Annotated in this window: 24 protein-coding genes; 10 read left to right on the forward strand and 14 right to left on the reverse strand. The window is 65.2% G+C overall.

Annotation, left to right across the window (positions count from 1 at the left end; all coding sequences use genetic code 11):
• Positions 1-228: 228 nt before the first annotated feature.
• Together BRAO375_RS12285 and BRAO375_RS12290 are read right to left on the reverse strand one after the other, a co-directional pair.
• Complete coding sequence (locus tag BRAO375_RS12285; protein WP_009027791.1) at positions 229-804, reverse strand: glutathione peroxidase; 576 nt, start codon at positions 802-804, stop codon at positions 229-231.
• 156 nt (positions 805-960) lie between these two features.
• Positions 961-2,739, reverse strand: coding sequence for a L,D-transpeptidase family protein (locus BRAO375_RS12290; RefSeq protein WP_009027792.1), 1,779 nt, complete (start codon positions 2,737-2,739; stop codon positions 961-963).
• A gap of 228 nt (positions 2,740-2,967) precedes the next feature.
• Here BRAO375_RS12290 and BRAO375_RS12295 point away from each other — a divergent pair, with 228 nt between their 5' ends.
• Positions 2,968-3,519, forward strand: coding sequence for a CreA family protein (locus tag BRAO375_RS12295; protein ID WP_009027794.1), 552 nt, complete (start codon positions 2,968-2,970; stop codon positions 3,517-3,519).
• On the opposite strand, the gene BRAO375_RS12300 is transcribed toward BRAO375_RS12295, so the two are convergent.
• Together BRAO375_RS12300 and BRAO375_RS37980 are read right to left on the reverse strand one after the other, a co-directional pair.
• The gene (locus tag BRAO375_RS12300; protein ID WP_009027795.1) at positions 3,509-3,724 is read right to left on the reverse strand and encodes a hypothetical protein; all 216 of its coding nucleotides are present in this window, start codon (positions 3,722-3,724) and stop codon (positions 3,509-3,511) included. The two genes, BRAO375_RS12295 and BRAO375_RS12300, sit on opposite strands and share 11 nt — an antisense overlap.
• A gap of 97 nt (positions 3,725-3,821) precedes the next feature.
• A complete protein-coding gene (locus tag BRAO375_RS37980) occupies positions 3,822-4,220 on the reverse strand; it encodes a hypothetical protein (RefSeq protein ID WP_175345318.1) in 399 nt (132 codons plus the stop codon).
• Here BRAO375_RS37980 and BRAO375_RS12305 point away from each other — a divergent pair.
• Positions 4,104-4,466 carry a hypothetical protein gene (locus tag BRAO375_RS12305; RefSeq protein WP_009027796.1) on the forward strand — a complete coding sequence of 121 codons (363 nt, stop codon included), beginning with the start codon at positions 4,104-4,106 and terminating at the stop codon, positions 4,464-4,466. The two genes, BRAO375_RS37980 and BRAO375_RS12305, sit on opposite strands and share 117 nt — an antisense overlap.
• 41 nt (positions 4,467-4,507) lie before the next feature.
• Here the strand turns inward: BRAO375_RS12305 and BRAO375_RS12310 are convergent, their stop codons facing one another.
• Positions 4,508-5,269, reverse strand: a complete 762-nt coding sequence (locus BRAO375_RS12310) for a hypothetical protein (protein ID WP_009027797.1) — start codon at positions 5,267-5,269, stop codon at positions 4,508-4,510.
• 39 nt (positions 5,270-5,308) lie between these two features.
• On the reverse strand, positions 5,309-7,033 hold the full coding sequence (locus BRAO375_RS12315; RefSeq protein WP_009027798.1) for a type I secretion system permease/ATPase: 1,725 nt from the start codon (positions 7,031-7,033) through the stop codon (positions 5,309-5,311).
• 176 nt (positions 7,034-7,209) lie between these two features.
• On the opposite strand from BRAO375_RS12315, the gene BRAO375_RS12320 reads away from it, so the two are divergent.
• Positions 7,210-8,898, forward strand: coding sequence for an adenylate/guanylate cyclase domain-containing protein (locus BRAO375_RS12320; RefSeq protein WP_139031368.1), 1,689 nt, complete (start codon positions 7,210-7,212; stop codon positions 8,896-8,898).
• An 8-nt stretch (positions 8,899-8,906) separates the two neighbouring features.
• On the opposite strand, the gene BRAO375_RS12325 is transcribed toward BRAO375_RS12320, so the two are convergent.
• The 3 genes from BRAO375_RS12325 to BRAO375_RS37985 form a co-directional block, all read right to left on the reverse strand.
• Positions 8,907-10,253, reverse strand: a complete 1,347-nt coding sequence (locus BRAO375_RS12325) for an HlyD family type I secretion periplasmic adaptor subunit (protein ID WP_009027800.1) — start codon at positions 10,251-10,253, stop codon at positions 8,907-8,909.
• Between the two features lie 112 nt (positions 10,254-10,365).
• Positions 10,366-10,635: a DUF6719 family protein gene (locus BRAO375_RS12330; protein WP_009027801.1), complete on the reverse strand. Its 270-nt coding sequence runs from the start codon at positions 10,633-10,635 to the stop codon at positions 10,366-10,368.
• 16 nt (positions 10,636-10,651) lie between these two features.
• Positions 10,652-10,801: a hypothetical protein gene (locus BRAO375_RS37985; RefSeq protein WP_009027802.1), complete on the reverse strand. Its 150-nt coding sequence runs from the start codon at positions 10,799-10,801 to the stop codon at positions 10,652-10,654.
• Positions 10,802-10,956: 155 nt separating this feature from the next.
• Between BRAO375_RS37985 and BRAO375_RS12335 the strand changes: the two genes are divergently transcribed.
• From BRAO375_RS12335 to BRAO375_RS12345, 3 genes are all read left to right on the forward strand, one after another.
• A complete protein-coding gene (locus tag BRAO375_RS12335) occupies positions 10,957-12,237 on the forward strand; it encodes an ArgE/DapE family deacylase (protein WP_009027803.1) in 1,281 nt (426 codons plus the stop codon).
• 118 nt (positions 12,238-12,355) lie between these two features.
• On the forward strand, positions 12,356-12,754 hold the full coding sequence (locus BRAO375_RS12340; protein ID WP_009027804.1) for a PaaI family thioesterase: 399 nt from the start codon (positions 12,356-12,358) through the stop codon (positions 12,752-12,754).
• 118 nt (positions 12,755-12,872) lie between these two features.
• Positions 12,873-13,538 carry a GNAT family N-acetyltransferase gene (locus tag BRAO375_RS12345; RefSeq protein ID WP_052536081.1) on the forward strand — a complete coding sequence of 222 codons (666 nt, stop codon included), beginning with the start codon at positions 12,873-12,875 and terminating at the stop codon, positions 13,536-13,538.
• 101 nt (positions 13,539-13,639) lie between these two features.
• On the opposite strand, the gene BRAO375_RS12350 is transcribed toward BRAO375_RS12345, so the two are convergent.
• From BRAO375_RS12350 to BRAO375_RS12360, 3 genes are all read right to left on the reverse strand, one after another.
• On the reverse strand, positions 13,640-13,942 hold the full coding sequence (locus tag BRAO375_RS12350) for a hypothetical protein (RefSeq protein ID WP_006613488.1): 303 nt from the start codon (positions 13,940-13,942) through the stop codon (positions 13,640-13,642).
• 77 nt (positions 13,943-14,019) lie between these two features.
• Positions 14,020-14,718, reverse strand: a complete 699-nt coding sequence (locus tag BRAO375_RS12355; protein ID WP_009027806.1) for a DUF2161 domain-containing phosphodiesterase — start codon at positions 14,716-14,718, stop codon at positions 14,020-14,022.
• A gap of 92 nt (positions 14,719-14,810) precedes the next feature.
• Complete coding sequence (locus tag BRAO375_RS12360; protein ID WP_009027807.1) at positions 14,811-15,491, reverse strand: SDR family oxidoreductase; 681 nt, start codon at positions 15,489-15,491, stop codon at positions 14,811-14,813.
• A gap of 131 nt (positions 15,492-15,622) precedes the next feature.
• On the opposite strand from BRAO375_RS12360, the gene BRAO375_RS12365 reads away from it, so the two are divergent.
• From BRAO375_RS12365 to BRAO375_RS12375, 3 genes are all read left to right on the forward strand, one after another.
• Positions 15,623-16,324, forward strand: a complete 702-nt coding sequence (locus tag BRAO375_RS12365) for an SGNH/GDSL hydrolase family protein (RefSeq protein ID WP_009027808.1) — start codon at positions 15,623-15,625, stop codon at positions 16,322-16,324.
• Positions 16,325-16,444: 120 nt separating this feature from the next.
• On the forward strand, positions 16,445-16,627 hold the full coding sequence (locus BRAO375_RS12370; RefSeq protein ID WP_244423175.1) for a hypothetical protein: 183 nt from the start codon (positions 16,445-16,447) through the stop codon (positions 16,625-16,627).
• An 87-nt stretch (positions 16,628-16,714) separates the two neighbouring features.
• Positions 16,715-17,410, forward strand: a complete 696-nt coding sequence (locus BRAO375_RS12375; protein ID WP_009027810.1) for a hypothetical protein — start codon at positions 16,715-16,717, stop codon at positions 17,408-17,410.
• Positions 17,411-17,412: 2 nt separating this feature from the next.
• Here BRAO375_RS12375 and BRAO375_RS12380 read toward each other — a convergent pair whose 3' ends face one another.
• The gene (locus tag BRAO375_RS12380; protein ID WP_052536082.1) at positions 17,413-18,186 is read right to left on the reverse strand and encodes a tyrosine-protein phosphatase; all 774 of its coding nucleotides are present in this window, start codon (positions 18,184-18,186) and stop codon (positions 17,413-17,415) included.
• An 80-nt stretch (positions 18,187-18,266) separates the two neighbouring features.
• Here BRAO375_RS12380 and BRAO375_RS12385 point away from each other — a divergent pair, with 80 nt between their 5' ends.
• Positions 18,267-18,581: an MliC family protein gene (locus tag BRAO375_RS12385; protein WP_009027812.1), complete on the forward strand. Its 315-nt coding sequence runs from the start codon at positions 18,267-18,269 to the stop codon at positions 18,579-18,581.
• 103 nt (positions 18,582-18,684) lie between these two features.
• Here the strand turns inward: BRAO375_RS12385 and BRAO375_RS12390 are convergent, their stop codons facing one another.
• On the reverse strand, positions 18,685-18,876 hold the full coding sequence (locus tag BRAO375_RS12390) for a DUF2735 domain-containing protein (RefSeq protein ID WP_009027813.1): 192 nt from the start codon (positions 18,874-18,876) through the stop codon (positions 18,685-18,687).
• Positions 18,877-19,218 lie beyond the last annotated feature (342 nt).

The following is a 19,218-nucleotide window of genomic DNA, read 5'->3' on the forward strand; positions in this document are numbered from 1 at the left end:
CAGGAGCGAGGCCGCCAAAGAACTTGCGAACACCAATCCAGCCGCAATCCGCATCGTGTTTCCTCGGGGGTTGTTGCAACGGGAGCGTCCGGGATCCGGAGTCGCTCCACCATCCGGCTTGGGATACTAGCCCAGCAGCCGGATGGGCGCCAAAAGGAAACGAGGCAAAAACACGGGGAAGTTGCCGGCTTCCGCCGCATTCTTCCCAAGTGTTGCTTAAAGCGTTGCTCAGCCCTCGGCGAGCATGCGGGCGACGGCGGTCTTCACCCTGGTATCGGTCGGCTCGACCGAGGAGGCGAAGACGTCGGCGATGTAGCCGTCGCGGCCGACCAGGTATTTGTGGAAGTTCCAGCGCGGGGTATCCTTGGGCCGCGCCTCCGCGGCCCAGCGATAGAACGGGTGGGCGTTGGAACCGGTAACGACCGCCTTCGACGTCATCGGGAAGGTAACGCCGTATTCCTTGTTGGCGAGCTCGGCGATGTCACCAGCAATTCCGGGCTCTTGGTGGAAATCGTTCGAGGGCACCGCGATGATCGTCAGGCCGCGTTCATGGAACTCGCTCCAGAGCTTCTGCAGTCCGGTGTATTGGGGTGTGTAGCCGCACTGCGACGCCGTATTCACGACCAGCACCGGCTTGCCGGCGAAATCGGCCAGGCGAATCGGCTCGCCCGACGGCACCGGGAAGGAGAACCGGTAGGCCGTCGTCTTGCTCACGGCATTGTCGGCCTGGGCGGCGCGGGACGCGGGCATCCCGCCGGACAAGGACGCGCCGAGGCCGAGAACAACCATCCTGCGATTGATCATCTGTATCTCCCTGTGCAGTGCCCGCCCCGTCAGCAAGAATGCGCCCGCGCGCGACCAGCCGCTTTGTCAAACGGCCACGACGTCGCGTTGGATCAGACTGCTTTCCCGCAAGGGAATACCCTTGCGCTGGGGCGGAAAAAGGGACGCCGTCGGTCGTCAGCGCAGCGAAACGATGAACTCCGTGCCCTCGCCGGTCTCGCCTTGATTGATGCCCTGGTCGGAGACGATCAGAGAGCTTCCGGTCGACAGCGACTCGCCGAGCCAGGCCATGACGTCGGCAGGAATGGTGATGCGGTCGAGCGCCTCGGCTGGCGAGCTCTGCAGCACGACCGGCTTCGCCTCGATGGTGGCGTCGGCGGATTTCTTGCCGCGTCGCGCCGCTTTGTCCGCGCCCTCGTGCGCCGCGACGCTGCGCACCGAGGTGGGCAGCGAGACGACCGACCAGTGCATGGTCGCCGGATCCGCCTTGTCGGCGCTCGCGGTGAACACATGGGTGCCGAGCGGCTTGTCGGACGGCGCGATGCTGATGGAAGTGTTGAACACCGGCGCGAAATTCTGCCGGACGTACAGCTTGGAGTCCTTGCGGCTGATGAAGATCGCGACCTGGCTGTTGCGCTTCAGCTCGGGCTTCGGCGCGATCGGCTTGTCCGGCGCGGCCACGCGGGATTGATCCTTCGAGAGCTCCTTGTCGTCGACCGGCTTTGCCGGCGCTTCTGTCGTGGCTGCAGGCTGATCCGCGATCTTGGCGTCGGCTGGCTTGACGTCGGCAGCCTTGTCATCTGCAGGTTTGATATCCGGAGTCTTGGTCTCGGCCGCCTTGGTTTCGGTCGCCTTTGCATCAGCCGGCATCAGATCGGTCGAGCCTGTCGCTTCCAGTTTGGCCGGCCCTGCTGTGGTCTTTTCGGCTGGGGCCTGAGCGGTCTCGGCCGGCTGGCTCGCCAGTGCCGGCGTGACATCCGCCGCCGGCTTGGCGTCGGCGGTTGGCGCACCGCCGGCGACGGACGCTTCGGCGACGCCAGGCTTCAGATCAGTGGCAACGTCCCGCGGCTCGGTCTGAACCGATTCTACGGGGGCTGCCGTCGGCGCGGCCTCCGAGGCCATCGCCGGCAGCGCGTTGCTGGCATCGGCAGTGCGCAATTGGCGCGCGGCCGGGATCGCGTCATCGGCAGCGCGGGCGCCTTCGCCGTGACCGATCGTGGCGCGGAGATCGATTGTCGCGACCGTGATGGTCGACGCCAGCGCAGCGCCCTTGTCAGACTTGGTCGTCGTGGGGGCACTGGCGTCGGGCTGCATCGAGGCGCTCGGCTGCGGCGCCTTCAACGCGGCGAGCAGTGGATGCGAGAAGCTGGCGGGCGCCACTTCGCCAGGGGTCACGAGCACGCGCGATCCCATGCGCGTCCAGCCGTAGACCTTCGGCGCGAAGCTGGCGGGCATGCGGATGCAGCCGTGCGAGGCGGGATAGCCCGGCAGCACGCCGGCGTGGAGCGCGACGCCAGACCAGGTGATGCGTTGCATGAACGGCATCGGGGCGCCGCTATAGATGTTGGAGCGATGGAATTTCTGCTTCTGGATGACACTGAACACGCCCATCGGCGTCGAGTGTCCCTTCATGCCGGTCGAGACCGGCGCCTCGGCGAACAGGCCGTTGGCGTCGTAGACCTTGAGCTGCTGCTTGCTGATCGACACGGCGATCGTCACCGGCCCTTGCGGCTTGGCCGCTTCTTTCTCGATCGTTGCCGGCTTCTGACCGTGGCGCGCCTTTGGCTTGCGCGGCACGATCGGACGTATGGTCGGCGCGATCGTGACCGGCTGTTGCTCGTTCCAATAATAATAGGAGGCCGCGTCGGCCCAGGATGTCGCTGCTAGAACAAGCGGTACTGAAACGATTGCTGCACAATAAAACCGCCCCCTGGCGGCCGCACGAACGCAGAGCATTCCGGCAAATCCTCAAGAACCATCTGGTCTTTAGTGTCGCAGACGGAGTCCGCGTTCACCAGCTTGGGGCTTCTGCCCGGGGTGATTTTCGTTCCCATCGTAGCAGAAAAGCCTCACATCGCGTTAAACGAGCAATGTGTGCGGTAGGCAGGGAGTGTCTTCCTCGCAGGCGTTTGTGTCCCTACATGGGCGGTATGCCGAGCCATCGGCGGTATAACGGAGACCGACATGTCGTTCAGAGCCACCAAACGGTTTGATCTGTGGCTGAAAACCCTCTCTTTCCTAACTGTTATCGGACTGTCTTCGCCCGTAGTGTCAGCCTATGCCGCGGACGAGCCGGATCTGATCTTCCGTCGGTCAACCGTGTTCAAGCTGCTGAGTCCGAATGACAAGCTGGCGACCTATGGCGTTGATGATCCTGAGGTCGAGGGCGTCGCCTGCCATTTCACCGTGCCGCAAAAAGGCGGCTATGCCGGCTGGCTCGGCCTTGCTGAGGAAGTCTCTGACATCTCGCTCGCGTGCCGGCAGATCGGGCCGATCCGCTTCAAGCGCAAGCTCGAGCAGGCCGATGACATGTTCCGGCAGCGCCGCTCGCTGTTCTTCAAGAAGATGCAGATCGTGCGTGGCTGCGACGCCAAGCGCAATGTGCTCGTCTACATGGTCTATTCGGACAAGCTGATCGAGGGCTCGCCGAAGAACTCGACATCATCCGTCCCAGTCATGCCCTGGGGCAAGGCTGACGATGGCGAGGTCCAGAAGTGCGGCGACTTTATTCAGTAAACATTTGATCAACGGCTGATCGGCCGCCGGCGGTCCTGCCAGGCAACATGCGCTTGGCAGGATCGTGGCAGCCGATCAACTTGACGAGCATCTGCTGCGTCGAGCCGGTGACGCCGTTGCAGCGCTGCTGCGCCATCGGTCCCGGCACGGGTTCGCGCCGGTGCTGCGGCTTCGGAGCGGAAATGTGCGACTGGGTCTTGTCCATGAGGAGCCGTGGTCGAGCACTGATCGTTTCAACACAGGGCCGATCGCCGTGCTGCTGGGGGCCACACGGCTACAGCAGCGGCCTTAAGAAACCTCTCTCACATCCGAATCATCGCTACCGCCGTAAGGCATCGCTCGGGATCGAAAAGCCGGCTCGCCCTGTTTGACGTGAGCACAGGTGTCGCGCTGGGGTTGTGTTTCGTGTTGTCGATTGCGACGCACGAAACAATAGAGCGGGCGACGAAACCATTTTCGGCTTGTGCCGCAGACCGGATGAAACACGACATCGTTATGAAATACGGGCAGAGGGCACGCCGTCCCAATGTGTCGTCCCGTCCGTCACCGATGACATGACAAGACTCCGAGATCAGCGTTCCACCATGCATTTCAGACTGGGTCTTGCGGCTTTCGCCGTCTTGTCCTGCCTCTCCTGGTCCACCGCCGGTGCCCGGTCCGCGGCCGGCCTTTCCGATCTGCGCGCCGATGTCGTTCGCCAATGTGCTCCTCACATCGTCGGACGCTGGGCGCATCCCGAGGCCGTCTGCTCGTGCCTGCATGACCAGGCCGCAGCCGTGATCGAGGACGCGGATCTGCGCGAGGCGCTGCTGCGCGGGATCAGCGAGACCGGGGTGCCAACGATCGAGACCGGTTGGGTGCCTGCGACCAAGCGATCCGAGATCGGCCCCACCTTCACCAGAATCGCGAAGCCGGTCTTGCAATGCATGTTCGAGCCGGCGGGATGATCAGCGCATCGACGAGGATCGGGCGCTGATCTCCGCCGTCGTCATTCCAGGCCGTATTGCGACATCAGCGCCTGCACCTCCGGCCGGCGCATGATGCGCGAGATCTGGCTGCCGATGGCCGCATCATCGCTGCGGGCCGACGACCGCGGCGCCGAGTGATGGGCGACGCGAGCAGGGGCCGTGTTGGCGGGACGCTGCGCCTTGGCGGGCTTTGCGGCCGATGACGGTGTCGGCGCCGTTTGCGCCTGCGGGGTTGGCACGGCGGTCGCGACCGGTGCGCTGGGCGGTGTCGGCGCGACAGCGGGGGCAACCACGGGAGGCGTCGCAAGAGGAGGTGTGGCCGCAACAGGGGGCGTGGCCGGTGTCGGGACGCGCGTTTCGGCCGCGGTCGCCACCGGATGCATGGCCGCGGCAGCATTGGCTGGCTTCACGGCTTCGACTGTCGGTGCTGCTGCCGTGAGAGAGTTTGTGCGGGTCTGCGCGGCGACTGGCTCAGGCAGCGCGGCCGGGGCAGCCAGTGCCGACAACGTCGTCGGTTGCGGCGCGGGCGGCTCGATGACCGCAAGGGGCGCCGCGATGGTCGTTGCGGCTGCGGGCGGCCCGACGGCCTCGCTGCCGATCCTGTCGTTCTTGTCCAGCTCAGGTTTCTTGATCTCACCAGGGAGGTTGAGCGCCTGCGTCTGCGCGTGGGCGAGCATCTGCCGTGCGGTCATCGGCGTCTCTGCGAAGGCTGTCACCGGCAGCAGGACGGCGGTCGCGAGCGCCAACCGGAGAGGCATTGCGCGCGGGTTGAACTCGATCATGGCTGGCTCCTTGCGATCTGCGATCTGTTAGCGTTCGGTTCAGGCGGCGGCGCTGGCGGTCGCCCGGTCATGGGCAACGACGACGCGTTGGCCGCGCATCTTGGCGATCACCTCGTCGCGCGGGCCGCATGCCAGCGTCTTGCCGAAGGCCATCACCATGATGCGGTCAACATGCGCCAAAAGCTGCGGGCGGTGCGTGACGACGATCACAGTGCGGCCAGCTGCCTTCGCCTGCGCCATGGCGTGGGCCAGCGCGCGCTCGCCGTCCTCGTCGAGGTTGGAGTTCGGCTCGTCGAGGATCAAGAGCCGCGGATTGCCGTAGAGGGCGCGGGCGAGACCGACGCGCTGGCGCATGCCGCCGGACAGCGCCACGCCGCCTTCGCCGATCGGCGTGTCGTAGCCGTTCGGCAGGCGCAGGATCACGTCATGCGCGCCGGCGGCCTTGGCGGCGCCGACGACGGCCGCTTCGTCCACCTTGGCGAGGCGTGCGATGTTGTCGGCCACCGTGCCGGAGAACAGCTCGATGTCCTGCGGCAGATAACCAATATGCTTGCCGAGCCGGTTCGGGTCCCACTGACTGTAGGCGGCGTTGTCGATGCGGATCACGCCTTCGCGCAGCGGCCAGACGCCGGCCATGGCGCGGGCCATGCTCGACTTGCCGCTGGCGGAGGCGCCGACGATCGCGAGGCTCTGGCCGGCCTTGAGCGAGAAGCTCACGCCCTTGACGGACGGACGTCCCGCGGCCGGCGGCCAGACCACGGCGTTCTCGACCTCGATGTCGCCGCGCGGCGTCGGCAGCGCGGTCGGCACCGCGGTCACGGGCAGAGCCTGGAACAGCTCCTCGAGGCGGCGATAGGCGGAGCGGAAGGCGATGATGCGCTTCCACTGGCCGACCACCTGCTCGACCGGCGCCAGCGCGCGGCCCATGATGATCGAGGTGGCCATCATGGCGCCGGGCGAGATCTGCTGCTCGATGGCGAGCCAGGCGCCGATGCAGAGCAGGGAGGTCTGCACCGCCATGCGGGCGAACTTGGTGACGGAATGCATCGCCGCGCCGCGCTCGACCAGCGTGCTGTGGGCATCGACCATCGCCGACTGCCGGCAGCTCCAGCGGTCCAGCACGATGTCACCCATGCCGAGGCCGCGCACGACCTCGCCGTTGCGCAGCGCAGCCGCGACGAAGCGCGAGGCCTCATTGGCCAGCGCGTTGGTGCGCTCGACGCTGGAGCGCGTGTAGAACTCGGTGAGCAGCGCCAGCGAGAACAGCACGGTCGCGCCGAGCAGCGACAGGATGCCGAGATAGGCATGCTGCAGGAAGCACAGCGCGACGAACACCGGCGTCCACGGCAGGTCGCAGGCGATCGCCGCGGTGCCGCTGGAGATGCAGTCGCGGATGGTCTCGGCGTCGCGGATGATCTGCTGGCCGAAGCGATGCCGCGGCGACAGCTCGGCCTTCATCATCGTCTCGAACAGCGGATGACGCAGCGTGCCCTCGAACTGGACGCCGGCGCGGGCGAGCACGCCGGAGCGGGCGAATTCGAGCACTCCGTACAACACGAGGAAGACGCCGACGATCAGGGTCAGCATCACCAGCGTGCCGAGATTGCGGCTGGTGAGCACGCGGTCATAGACCTGCATGGAATAAAGCGGCGAGGCGAGCATGCTCGCGTTGATGAAGAGGCTGAGCACGAACGTGGCGGTGAGCGCGGGAAAGCAGGCGCGGAGCGCGGTTCCGAGCGGGCTTCGGGTGGTGGTCGTCGTCATGTCAGATCCCCTTGCAGTGACGCTGGGGAGCTTCGCCGGGGCGCACGCGAACGACCGTGACTGACCTCACATAGCGCGACGTCAATTCTCCCGGTGCTTGAGTTGGATGGTCGCAGACGCTACCGGATGATCAGCCGTGCCCCGTGCGCGGAGTGGTGATCATTCGCAGTGACCTCATGCCTGCCGTAACGTCCCAGACCCTCCGGCTCGTCTCGGGCCTCGTGCTGTTTGCGTTCGCCGCGACCCATTTTCTCAACCATGCCGTGGGTCTGTTCAGCCTCGAGGCGATGGACGAGGTGCAGGAGTGGCGGCTCGCGGTGACTCGGTCCTGGCCGGGGATGGTAGTCCTGGCTGCGGCTTTGTTCGTGCACGCGGTGCTGGCCTTCACCAAGACGGTCCAGCGCGGGACTTGGCGGCTGCCCGCCTGGGAGCTGGTCCAGCTCGTCACCGGATTTGCGATCCCGCTGCTGTTGTTGCCGCACATCGTCGAGACACACGTCGCTCACACATTGTTCGGTGTTCAGGACGGCTACCTCTACGCGCTGTCCCTGCTGTGGCCGAAGGCGGCCTGGCTGCAGACGCTGCTCCTGCTGCTGGTCTGGATCCATGGTTGCCTTGGCCTGCACCATTGGCTGAAATTCCGCGGCTGGTACCGCGTCGCGCAGCCGCTCTTGGTCGTTCTCGCTGTCGCCGTGCCGATGGCGGCGCTGATCGGGTTTGTCGTCTCCGGGCGCGCCGTCGCCGCGCTGTTGAGTGATCCCGCGATGGCGGATCGCATGCGGCAGGTGACGCATTGGCCAAGCGAGCTCGACATCAAGTGGCTCGGTCTGTTGCAATTGTCGGCGCGGATCGCGGTCGCGGCCCTGCTCGTCGCCGGCGCGACCATCATCGTGTTCCGCCACATTGCGCTGCTGGCGGCGCCGAAGGTGGCCGTCACCTTCACCGGTGGTGCTAAGCTGCAGGCCGCGGTCGGGCCGACGTTGTTGGAGATCATGAGGGTCAACGCGCTGCCTGATCTGTCCGAATGCGGCGGCCGCGCCCGCTGCGGCCGCTGTCGCGTCCGGATCGTGGACGGTGCAGCGACCTTGCCGCCGCCCGGCCAGGCGGAGCGTATCGTACTCGCCAGCCTCAAGGCGGCGGAGGATGTGCGGCTGGCCTGCCAGATCCGGCCGACGGCACCGCTCACCATCACGCCTCTGCTCGTCGACGCAGCGACGCTGACGCAATCCACCGAGGGAGCCGACATCCAGGCCGAGCGCCGTGTCGTCTGTCTCGTCGAGATCCGCGTGCGGTCCTACGCGACAATTGCGGGTGACCGCCTGGCATCTGACCTCGTCTTCATGGTCAACGAGATCTTCGGCGCCATCGGCGGAGCCGTCGAAGCCCATGCCGGGCGGGTCGATCGCTTCCGCGGCGACGGTCTGCTCGCCGCGTTCGGCGAGCAGCAGGGGCCCGAGCAGGGCTCCCGTGACGCGCTGCAGGCGATCGGCGCGGTGGACCGCGCGATGGACCGCGTCAACGAAAAGATCGCAGCCGAGATCGGCCATCCGGTCGAGCTCGCGATCGGGGCGCACGTCGCGGAAATTGTCGTCGGGCAACTGAATCTCGGACGCAGGTCTCAGGTTGCCGTGCTCGGGCTTGCGGCGGAGGCGCCGGGGCGTCTGGCTGAGTTCGCGGAGAGCCGAGGCTGGCAGCTTGCGTTGTCCGGGGCTGTGGCGACGGCTGCCGGTCTCGGCAATCTCGATACCGCAATACGCGACAGGCTGGCGGGCCCGGAGCACGGCATCGCTCTCGACGTCATCGGCGTGCCACGCGCTCGCGACCTTGCGCCGGTCGCGGACGCGGGACTGACGCCATCGGGCTAGCTGATTGCTCATTTTTCCCGGAACGTCTTGGCGAGGGTGTTGAGCAACGGGCCGGTCAGGTATTCGAGCATAGTACGTTCACCGGTGGAGATGATGACGTCCGCCTGCATGCCCGGGAGGATCTTCTCGGCGACCTCGGGCGGAATGGTCGAATAGTCGATGACGACGCGGGCCTTGTAGTAGCTCTGCTTGGTCGTCTCGTCGCTCACAGCGTCGGCCGAAACGCTCGCGACCTTGCCGAAGATCGTGGGCGTCGTGCGCGAGGAGAAATTGGCGAAGCGGACCTCGGCCTTCTGGCCGACGGCGACGCTTTCAATGTCGTGCGGCGAGACGTGCGCCATCACGTCGACGCCTTCGCCGACCGGCACGATCTCCGCCAGTGTATCGCCGGGCTTCACCACGGCGCCGACGGTGTGGACCTTCATGTTCATGACGATGCCGTCGCGCTCGGCGTAGATGTCGACCCGGCGCAGCACGTCCTCGGCGATGACGAGCTTCTCGCGCAGGTCGGACAGCTTGGCGCGGGTGGCGTCGAGCTGCTGGCCGACCTCGGTCTGGTATTTCTGCAAGCTCTGATCGATCTGCAGCCGTGTCTGCGCCGCGGTCTGGCTCAGCCGCGCCACGTCGGCCTGAGCCTGGCCGAAGTCGCCTTCGATCCGAGCGCGGTCGCGTTCCAGCTCGAGGAACTTGTTGCGCGGATAATAGCCGGCGGCGACCGCCGGGCGGACGTTGTTCATCTGCGTATCGAAGCTGGCAAGCTGGGCTGCGAGCGCCGTACGCTGACGGTCGCGGCCGGCGAGCTCCTGCTGCTGCTGGACGATCTGCGAATTGAGGATGTTGATCTGGCTGATCAGGCCGTTGCGCCGCTCGATGAACAGCCGCTGCTGATCGGCGATGGCGAGCGCCGCCTCCGGCACGTTCTGCCGATTCAGCAGGCTGTCGGGAAAGCTGATCATCCGCGCATTGCCGCGCTCGGCCAAAAGGCGCGCTTCTTCGGCGAGCGCGGCGTCCATCTGCTTGCGCAACAGATCGGCGTTGGCCCGCGCTTCGGTCGGCTGCAGCCGGAACAGCAGGTCGCCGCGGCGAACGGCGTGGGTCTCCTTGGCCAGGATCTCCCGGACGATCCCGCCCTCGCGATGCTGCACCACCTTGTGGTCACCGGAAACGGACACTGTTCCCGGTGCAATCGCGGCCCGGTCGAGTGGAGCGAATCCCGCCCAGACGCCGAAGCCGCCGAACACGAGCGCGATCGAGACATAGCCGAGCAGGGCGTAGCGGCCGAAATCTGCCTTGACCGGTTGGGGCCGGTCGGCCGGTTCGAAGAAGCTCCGATCTTGCGCCAGTGACATCGCCATGCTGCATCCCCGCCGTCATCGACGGCCGGGAGCATCGGCGATCCCGAGGTGTTGAAACTGTGCGGTAGGTCACGCCGCCGCGAGGAGCTCAAACCGACGCGGCGAGCGCCCGCTACTTCTTCTTCGGTCCAAAGCGCGGCACGCAGGTCGTGGTGCGGACGATGCCCGCTTCCGACATCCTGGATCCCAGGACCTCCTTGACCTGGCCGGCCGGGCAGGTGCCGTCGTCAACCTGCACCCGCTGGCCGAGTCGGAGATCGGTGATGTCCTGCTCGCGCCCGACATATTGCGCTCGCGCGGGCGTCGCGAGCAGAACCACGACCGCGACGGCGCCGAGACATTGCGCGGCCCGGTCCGGCGACAACGAGATTTCAAAACGCATCACTTGCTTTCGATGGTCAGTCGGCTCGGCCCAACGTTGCTGGTCCGACATTGATCTGCACGCCCTCGGTCTGGCGCTTGGCATGGTAGAAATTATAGCCAAGCACGACGAAGGCGACGGCGATAATACCAAGAAGGAAATAAAGGAAATTGCGCGGATCCGACATGTAAAATTCCAGGGAGAGTCCAAGTATGTCCCGACATCGCGGGCATGCTCAAATGTACGGTGGGGTCTGCGATTCTCAAAGCAGTGGCAAATCCGGTGCACTTATGCATCGGAGTGTGATTTGCTGAGGCGTCAGCAATTGGAACCTGAACAGGCATGATCACCGAGGACAGCACGCAACGGATTGTCGACGCCGTCGACTCCGCCTTTGACCGCCAGCTCGAAACCACGAGGGACTTCGTCGCGATTCCCTCGACCCGCGGCGCCGAAGGGCCGTGCCAGGACATGTTCGGCGATCTCTTGCGCGCGCGGGGCTATGAGGTCGATGACTGGCGTATCGAGCTCGGCGATCTCCAGGACATGCGCGGCTACGGCCCGATCGAGCATGACTTCTCGAAGGCGCGCAGCGTGGTCGGAACCTATCGGCCGGCGACGTCAGCAGGGCGCTCGCTGATCCTGCAAGGGCATTGCGACGTGGTGCCGGCCGGCCCGCTCGACATGTGGGAGACGCCGCCGTTCTCGCCGGTCATCCGCGACGGCCGCATGTACGGCCGCGGCGCCTGCGACATGAAGTCGGGCACGATCGGCGCGCTCTATGCGCTCGACGCCATCAAGGCGGCGGGCTACAAGCCGACGGCCCGCATCCATCTCGAGTCCGTCATCGAGGAGGAGAGCACCGGCGTCGGCGCGCTGTCGACCCTGCAACGCGGCTATCGCGCCGATGCGTGCTTCATCCCGGAGCCGACCAGCGAGAAGATGGTACGCTCCCAGGTCGGCGTAATCTGGTTCCGCATCAAGGTGCGCGGCTTCCCGGCGCATGTGTTCGAGGCCGGCATCGGCGCCAATGCCATCAAGGCGACCTATCATCTCGTTCAGGCGCTGGAGAAGCTCGAGGCCGACTGGAACGAGCGCGCCAAGAACGACCGTCACTTCAAGACGCTCGATCATCCGATCAACTTCAATCCCGGCATCATCAAGGGCGGCGATTGGGCCTCGAGCGTGCCGGCCTGGTGCGACCTCGACTGCCGCATCGCGGTCCTGCCGGGGTGGTCGATCAAGGACTGCCAGAATGAGATCCTCGCCTGCGTCGCAGCGGCCTCGCGGGATCACCGCTTCCTGTCAAACAACCCGCCGGTGATCGAGTGGTCCGGCTTCCTGTCGGAAGGCTATGAGCTGACCAACTCAGCCGAGCCGGAGGCGGCGTTTGGCAAGGCGTTCAACGCGGTCCATGGCGGCGAGGTGCAGGACCTCGTCTTCACGGCGTTGACGGATACGCGCTTCTACGGCCTCAACTACAACATCCCGAGCCTCTGCTTCGGGGCGACCGGCGCGGCGATGCATGGCTTCAACGAGTATGTCGAGCTCGATTCGCTGCGTCAGGTCACCAAGACCATGGCGCTGTTCATCGCCGAATGGTGCGGCGTCGAGAAGGCCTGAGCGCAAGCGCCAGAAAGAGGGCAATGACCTCGCAGGTCATTGCCCTCGACGCCGACGACGTACTCAGATGCGGCAGACGCGCGAACACGTGTCGCGCAAGGCCAGGGGAGGGACCGGCATGACGCCGCTCGAGAAGATCAACTCGTTGAAAATGCCCTTCGCGGAATTGAAGGGCGTCACCTTCACGGAAGCGAGTGCGGAGCGTGTCGTCGCGCAGATGCAGGTCCGGCCGGATCTGTGCACGCTGCACCACACGATCCACGGCGGAGCCGTGATGGCGCTGGCCGATTCGGTCGGCGCCGCCGCGACGGTGATCAACCTGCCGGAGGATGCCAAGGGCACCACGACCATCGAGAGCAAGACCAACTTCATCGGCGGTGCCAAGGAGGGGAGCGTCGTCACTGCGACTGCTACGCCGGTGCATCGCGGCCGCCGCACGCAGGTGTGGCAGACCCGAATCGAGACCGACGACGGTAAGCTGGTGGCGATCGTCACCCAGACCCAGCTCGTGCTGTGATGATTCGTACACGAACGATTCATCACTCACGCAGTCGGTGCATGGCCGCATGTTCTCCCCGTAGAGCGCGGGGCTTGCAATGAATGTTGCGATGCACAATATAGGCGCTGTCTAGGGAATGACGTCTGTGCGGGAGGGCTTCGAAGAGGAGTCTTTGGCAGTGTCACAGGTAGATACTTTTCGTCCCCGGCCGGGCTTCGGCTATGTGCGGACGCTCAGCCAGCACGAGGAACTGCCGCTGCTGCGCGATCACCTGCTGCGGCTCGATCCCGAGAGCCGGCATGATCGTTTCAACGGTTTTCTCGATGACAGTTTCATCGAACGCTATGCGGCCCGCTGTGCGGCCGATGGCACGATCGTCGTCGCCTATATGGAAAACGGCATGGTGCGCGGCGCCGCTGAGTTGCATCCCCCGGAGCAGTCCGAGGATGGGCTTCCGGAGATCGCTTTCAGCGTCGAGTCCTGCGTGCGACGCCGCGGCGTCGGCAGCCTGCTGTTCGAGCGTGTGATCTCGGAAGCACGCTGGAAGGGCTATCGCGAGCTGCGGGTGACGACCGGATCGCAGAACCACGCGATGCGGGCGCTGGCCGCTAAGTTCGGCGCGCATCTGGCGTTCCGTCACGGCGAATCGACCGGCACGATCGATCTCAGCCAGCAGCCGCAGGACGAACTGGCGAAGCTGGTCATCGATACGCCGATCGCGGCGGCGCGGGCGTTCTTTAGTCTCAATCGCGCCTGCTGGAAGCTGATGACCCGCATGTACGGCGACAAGCGCGCCGCCTGAGGCGCGCAACGTCCATCATTGAAAAGGCGCGACAGCGATGATCGCTGCCGCGCCTTTTCATTTCGATCAGCCCGATGTCGTGGACGAGCGTCCGTCGTCGCTCAGGCGGTCCGCTTGTCGAAGTTGAAGCGGCGCACGGTGCGGCGCTCAACCACCACGGCGCGCTGCTGCGTGCCCTGGTCCGCGGTGATGACGCGGGTGTTGGTGCGTGCGGCGACCCGGACGGCCTTCTTGACCTCGGGCAGGACCTGCTCGAGCGGCAGGCCCATCAGGGCCGATGCAATCTCCGCCTGGGCCTGCACATCGTCGGTGATGCCAGACGCCGCGAAGATCGCTTCCTCCAGAGTCGGGGGATCACGCCTGACGCGACGCGGACCGTACTTGGTGTTCCAATCTTCGCTCATGGGGGCCTCGTGAATCGTCCCGGATACCTAGAAGCAGGATTGTTGCATTGCAATATGAATTCCGCGTGGCAGGCCAGCTATGCATTCACCATGTCGCGATCCGGCAACGGTGACTTGGTCATGTGGATATCCTGGGGCCAGCGGCGCAAGGCCGCGTGCCCGGCTTTCGTGAGGGCGTAGACGCCGCGCTCGGCCCGGTCGAACCAGCCGTAGACATTCCGCTGCAGGATCTTCGGCGCGTCCGGAATGTCGACGCGCAGCTCGCGGACTCGCTTGGGGCCGTCTGAGAGGGCCGAGGCGCAAGCCAGCGCCTGCTGCCGGTAGGCGGTCATGATCGGCGCGCGGGTAGAACCGCCAGCGACCGGATCGCCCTTGCGCTTCTGATGCTCGAGCACAAGTCGCGATCGCTTCTTGGGGTTCTTGCGCGGGGCGGTGGTAGGGGGCGGGACCAGCACGTCGACGTGTCCCGTGGCGGTCACGCCCAGCATGCCGAAGCCGAGCCGGCGGCACAGATTGCGATAGCGCGCATCGCTCTCGCGCCCCTTGCCGCGGGACGACAGACTCGCTGCGACCCAGACTTCGTCGCACGCGCCGGCGCGATCGACCGCCTGCAGCAACAGCTCGAGATTGAAGGCCTGCTTCAGCTCACAAACGACCACGATCGGCGGGTCATCGCCCTTGAGCGCCACCACGTCACAGCCGCCCACCTCGCCCTTGGCCGAGAAGCCGAGCTTTTCGAGGAAGTGTTTGACGGGAAGGTACAGCGAGGTTTCCAAGGGCCGTCCATCGTTGCGACTCAGGCAGGCGAGTCTAGCCCGATGCGCCGCACGATGTCAGCGCCAACTCGGCTCGTGATCGATCGGGTGGGCTACATGCGGCCGACGACCGGTATCAAGGCGCCGGTCACGCCGCTCGCAGCGTCGCTGGCAAGAAACAGGATCACCTCTGCAAGTTCCTGCGGGGTGACCCATTTGTCGAAATCGGCTTTCGGCATGCTGGCGCGGTTGGCGGGCGTGTCAATGGTGGAGGGCAGCACCGCGTTGACCGTGATCTTGCCCTTCCATTCCGCGGCCAGCGCCTCGGTCAGGCGATGCACGCCCGACTTCGACGCGGCATAGGGGCCCATGCCCGCGCCGGCCTGCAGCGCGCCCATCGCGCCGATATTGACGATGCGGCCGGTGCTGGAGCGAACCAGATGCGGGATCGCGGCACGGGAGGCGTGCAGCGCCGTCATCAGGTTGCGCGCATGCATCTTCTCCCAGACACTGTCGTCGCCATCGGCGGCGTTCTCGAAGGCGAAGGCGCCGGCGATGTTGATGAGCGCGTCCAGCGTGCCGAAATGTGCAGCCACGGAGTCGATCGCAACCTTGGCCTGCTCGGGATCGGACAGATCGACGCCGCCGAGCTCGATGCGGTCGTCACTGGCGGGGATTTCGGCCTGGGCGTGATCGATGCCGGCGACATGCGCGCCCCGCGCCAGCGCCAGATCGGCAACGCTGCGCCCGAGCGCTCCCTGCGCCCCCGTAATGACAATCACTGCTCCGTTCATTCCGTCCCTGATCCCCGTTCGCGCGCCCCGCAGCGCCACCCATTATACTATTGCCAAGTCGCCCAGTTGCAATGGTGGCGCAGCTGCGGCATTCAATTGCAATCAGAAGGCGTGGTTCGCTCGAGGTGACCATGAGCGCGACAAACTCTGTCAATTTTCCCGACGTTTTCGCCGCGTTTGATTATCCGCTCAGCCATTTCCGCCAGAGCCTCACGGCGCAGCGCAAGACCCGGGTGGTGGCGATCGGATCGTCGTCGACGGCCGGGACAAACGACATCGTCGCGTTTCCGGCGCGGCTCGAGCAGAAGCTGCGCAAGGCCAATTTCGGCAGGGTCATCGACGTCCTCAACCGTGGCATCGGCGGACAGGAGGCGCCGGAAGAGCTCTCGCGGTTCGAGTCTGATGTCGTAGCGGAACAGCCGTCGCTGGTGATCTGGCAGGTCGGCACCAACGCGGTCTACCGCTACGAAACCACCAGCTTCGACGAGGTGGAAACGGCGCTACGCGTCGGCCTAGGCTGGCTGGCCAAGCTTTCGGTCGATGTCATCGTGATGGACCTGCAATACACGTCCGCGATCGTTGACAGGCAGGACCGGCTGGAACGCGCGGGCGACATGCAGCGGCGCATTGAGAAAGTTACCTCGGACGCGAGGGTGAATCTGTTCAGACGTTGGGATCTGATGAGGAGGTGGTGCGACGCAGGCGTTCCGCTGTCAGCTCTCGATGATGGGCACGACCAGCGTCTCCATACGAGCGAATGCGCGACGGCCATGGTGAGCGATGTTCTGGCCCGCGCGATCATGGCCGATACGGTGCCGCGCGCGGATCGATAAAATTTGCCGGAGTTTCGTAAGCGGATCGCCAGCGTGACGGGGTAGCGTTCTCCTGTGCCGCTTGTTGGGCGTTGGAGCTTTGTCATGATGAGACATCTGCCGGACCATGGATTGCCGCTGGTGCAGTTGAAAGAGCAGCGGCGAGACCTCGTGGTCGCCTTGCAGAATCGTTCTGGTCCGGTGAGCGGCTGGGAGCTGATGCAGATCGCGGCCGTGCAGCAAGCGATTTCCGCTTTCGAGGAAGTCATCGCCGATCTCGATGCATTGGAAGCCGCCGAGAGCGCCGATATCGAAGCGGCTTGATGTCGACAGGCCGCACGCAGGTGTGATGAGCCTGGTCGAGCGAGTTGCGGCGTGCGTTGCACGATCGCTGCGGCTAACATGTCCCCCATGAATCGGGCCCTGATCGTCGCCATTGTCAGCTTGCTGGCGCTTGCTCCTTTCGCAGCAGCCTGGGCCGGCTGCGTGCCCGACCAGCGTCAAAGTTTTATCTGCGGCGACGGCAAGGATGCGATCCGCGTCTTTTCGGAGACGACCTCGCCGTCGGGAAAACTGGCCTTCGGCTGGCGCACCTCGGCAGGTTTGCCGACAGGACAGGCCGAGCCTGCCGGCGACGTCGAGAACGTGCTGGTGAGGCTGCAGGACGGCGCGGTGCTCGGCCGGCTCGGCGGGACCTATTGGGCCACCGGCAAGATGCGGGCCAATCGCTATGATCTGGTTGCCGCGTGGTCACCCGACAGCCGCGCTGTCGTCGAGGTTGCGAACAGCCGCTGGGACACCGACTCGTTTCGCTTCTACGCCGTCGGCAATGCCGACAGCGTCACCCTCGATCTGCACGACTTGGTCGAGCGAGCGGTGCGGGCGAAGAGTCAGCCGCAGGCCGCCAAGGGCCGCGTGTTTCGTATCCGCGAGGATCTCCCCGTCAAGCTCGATGGAGATGGTCGGCTCAGCTTTGCGGCGATCCTGTTCATTCCCAAAAGCGAGGAGCCGGCGCTCGGCTTCCGTGTCGAGCTCATGATCAAGACCATCAAGTCGTCGGCCGCGGCGCGGGTGATCTCGGTTCAGCGAGCCAAGCTGTCGGACTGACCTCACGCCGTGAGGTAACGCCGCTGCAAGGCCGTCCGAGCGATTTCGTCGATGCCCAGCCCCTCGCGCAGATAAGCCTGCAGATCCCCATACTCTTCTCGCACCGTGTCGAGGGCCGCAGCAAGGAATGAGGCCTGTACTGTCCCGATCGTCTCGAGCACATCCTGCGGGAGATCGGGGTGTGCTGCCGCATCACGCCGGAAGTACTGGTTGGTGAGCAGGTAGTCGCCCAGGATTATCTCGTCATCTACGTCCAGCGCCGCGAGCACGAGCGCGCAGGCGACACCGGTGCGATCCTTGCCGGCCGTGCAATGGATCACCAGCGGCGCGTGGTCGCCGAGCAGGTGATCGAACAGGGCGCGGAAGCGCGGCGTGTGGCGGCGGATATAGTTGCGGTAGGAGTCTCGCATCAGCTCCTGGGCAACATCCGCGGTCAGTCGTCCCGCCGCCCAGCGCTCCCGCAAGACGGGGACGACACTCGGCTCGATCGGCAGGCTGTGAACCCTGATCTCGGCGATCGCGCAGAGACCGGCATTGCGCTCCTCATGGCCGCGGAAATCGAACGCCGTGCGGACGCCGAGTCCGCGGACGGCCTCTGCATCCGCTTCGGTCAGCCGCCCGAGGTGGTTGGAGCGGAAGATCTGTCGCCAGCGCACATGACGTCCGTCGCGGCTGGGGTATCCGCCGAGATCCCTGAAGTTGCTGGCGCCTTGAAGGCCGAGATGGCGGGCTGGGTGTGGAGGTGGCGTGGTGGTCATGAGCGGAATGTACGTCATCAGGCGTTCTGTGCGAAACCGCCCGCGCCGCGTTTTCACCGTCCCTGGCCGCGCTATAACGACCGGGCAGGGGGAATGCGATGCTGCGGATCTGGATATCGGCCGTTTCGGCCATCTCGTTTGTTATCGGACTTTTCGGGGCGATCGAGGTTGGCCGCGCGCAGTCCGTCGGCAGCTTTCGCTGTGCGGACGGCACCCGCTTCATCGTTGGTCTTTATCCGCAGGATTCTCGCGCCTTCATGCAGATCGACGGCGGTGAGGTGACGCTGGCGCGGAGATTTGCGGTGTCGGGCCGCCGCTATTCGGGGGCTGGCGTAACGCTGACGATCACCAAGGACGGCCGAACCCTGGTCCGTCATGCGAAGCGTCCAGCGACGGTCTGCGAGACGCTCTGAGCGTCGAGTCGCGAAAATGGCACGAGGAAGCAAAAGGGCCGGAACCTCGTCGGTCCGACCCTTCAGCAGAAGCGGGCAATTTTCGTCATGGGACTTGTCGACATCAGCGATCCCACGCCGGCTTGGCTTCCTGGATCGCCTCGTCATGATACCAGCTGCCGCTGTAGATGGCGGGCTGCAACGACGGCGCGATCTGCCGCGCTGAGGTGTCACCGAGGCGAGGCGTCAGGCCTGCCCGGCCGCCGCGCGGGAATTGATAGATCCTTGCGGATCCCTCTTTCGCATTTGTATCCATGGCATTCTCCTGCAATCGGACCACAACCCATGGTGCGCCCGACTCGTTCGTGTGTGGTTACCACTTCCGATATCGGCGGCTGCCTCCAGCAATGCAATATGATCAAAACGAAATCACAAACTGCGTATTTTGAAGGCAAATGCGGATCTGCCCGCTGTAAAGCAACGTGCAGCTGACTAATGCTTGGGCCCGATCAAAGGTTGCGAGATCCGGCCTCCAAGCTTTTCGAAAATGTCCAGGAACTGCTTCCGCTTTGTTCGCCTGCTTTTGCGCGGCGCGGCAAATGCCAAGAAATCAAGCGGGTTTTGAGCACACGCTGCTCTGCCCCATGCGTCCCGTGCA

The sequence above is a fragment of the Bradyrhizobium sp. ORS 375 genome (genome assembly GCF_000239775.1).
Taxonomy (GTDB): domain Bacteria; phylum Pseudomonadota; class Alphaproteobacteria; order Rhizobiales; family Xanthobacteraceae; genus Bradyrhizobium.

Bases quoted from the DNA above. Each gene is read 5' to 3' on its own strand.
- BRAO375_RS12380 (WP_052536082.1), bottom strand. From the start codon at position 18,186: ATGACGTACATTCCGCTCATGACCACCACGCCACCTCCACACCCAGCC.
- BRAO375_RS12385 (WP_009027812.1), top strand. From the start codon at position 18,267: ATGCTGCGGATCTGGATATCGGCCGTTTCGGCCATCTCGTTTGTTATC.
- BRAO375_RS12330 (WP_009027801.1), bottom strand. From the start codon at position 10,635: ATGCGTTTTGAAATCTCGTTGTCGCCGGACCGGGCCGCGCAATGTCTC.
- BRAO375_RS12295 (WP_009027794.1), top strand. From the start codon at position 2,968: ATGTCGTTCAGAGCCACCAAACGGTTTGATCTGTGGCTGAAAACCCTC.
- BRAO375_RS12390 (WP_009027813.1), bottom strand. From the start codon at position 18,876: ATGGATACAAATGCGAAAGAGGGATCCGCAAGGATCTATCAATTCCCG.
- BRAO375_RS37985 (WP_009027802.1), bottom strand. From the start codon at position 10,801: ATGTCGGATCCGCGCAATTTCCTTTATTTCCTTCTTGGTATTATCGCC.
- BRAO375_RS12365 (WP_009027808.1), top strand. From the start codon at position 15,623: ATGAGCGCGACAAACTCTGTCAATTTTCCCGACGTTTTCGCCGCGTTT.
- BRAO375_RS12375 (WP_009027810.1), top strand. From the start codon at position 16,715: ATGAATCGGGCCCTGATCGTCGCCATTGTCAGCTTGCTGGCGCTTGCT.
- BRAO375_RS12305 (WP_009027796.1), top strand. From the start codon at position 4,104: ATGCATTTCAGACTGGGTCTTGCGGCTTTCGCCGTCTTGTCCTGCCTC.
- BRAO375_RS12345 (WP_052536081.1), top strand. From the start codon at position 12,873: ATGACGTCTGTGCGGGAGGGCTTCGAAGAGGAGTCTTTGGCAGTGTCA.
- BRAO375_RS12335 (WP_009027803.1), top strand. From the start codon at position 10,957: ATGATCACCGAGGACAGCACGCAACGGATTGTCGACGCCGTCGACTCC.
- BRAO375_RS12325 (WP_009027800.1), bottom strand. From the start codon at position 10,253: ATGGCGATGTCACTGGCGCAAGATCGGAGCTTCTTCGAACCGGCCGAC.
- BRAO375_RS12340 (WP_009027804.1), top strand. From the start codon at position 12,356: ATGACGCCGCTCGAGAAGATCAACTCGTTGAAAATGCCCTTCGCGGAA.
- BRAO375_RS12315 (WP_009027798.1), bottom strand. From the start codon at position 7,033: ATGACGACGACCACCACCCGAAGCCCGCTCGGAACCGCGCTCCGCGCC.
- BRAO375_RS12320 (WP_139031368.1), top strand. From the start codon at position 7,210: ATGCCTGCCGTAACGTCCCAGACCCTCCGGCTCGTCTCGGGCCTCGTG.
- BRAO375_RS12310 (WP_009027797.1), bottom strand. From the start codon at position 5,269: ATGATCGAGTTCAACCCGCGCGCAATGCCTCTCCGGTTGGCGCTCGCG.
- BRAO375_RS12360 (WP_009027807.1), bottom strand. From the start codon at position 15,491: ATGAACGGAGCAGTGATTGTCATTACGGGGGCGCAGGGAGCGCTCGGG.
- BRAO375_RS12290 (WP_009027792.1), bottom strand. From the start codon at position 2,739: ATGCTCTGCGTTCGTGCGGCCGCCAGGGGGCGGTTTTATTGTGCAGCA.
- BRAO375_RS12285 (WP_009027791.1), bottom strand. From the start codon at position 804: ATGATCAATCGCAGGATGGTTGTTCTCGGCCTCGGCGCGTCCTTGTCC.
- BRAO375_RS12300 (WP_009027795.1), bottom strand. From the start codon at position 3,724: ATGGACAAGACCCAGTCGCACATTTCCGCTCCGAAGCCGCAGCACCGG.
- BRAO375_RS12350 (WP_006613488.1), bottom strand. From the start codon at position 13,942: ATGAGCGAAGATTGGAACACCAAGTACGGTCCGCGTCGCGTCAGGCGT.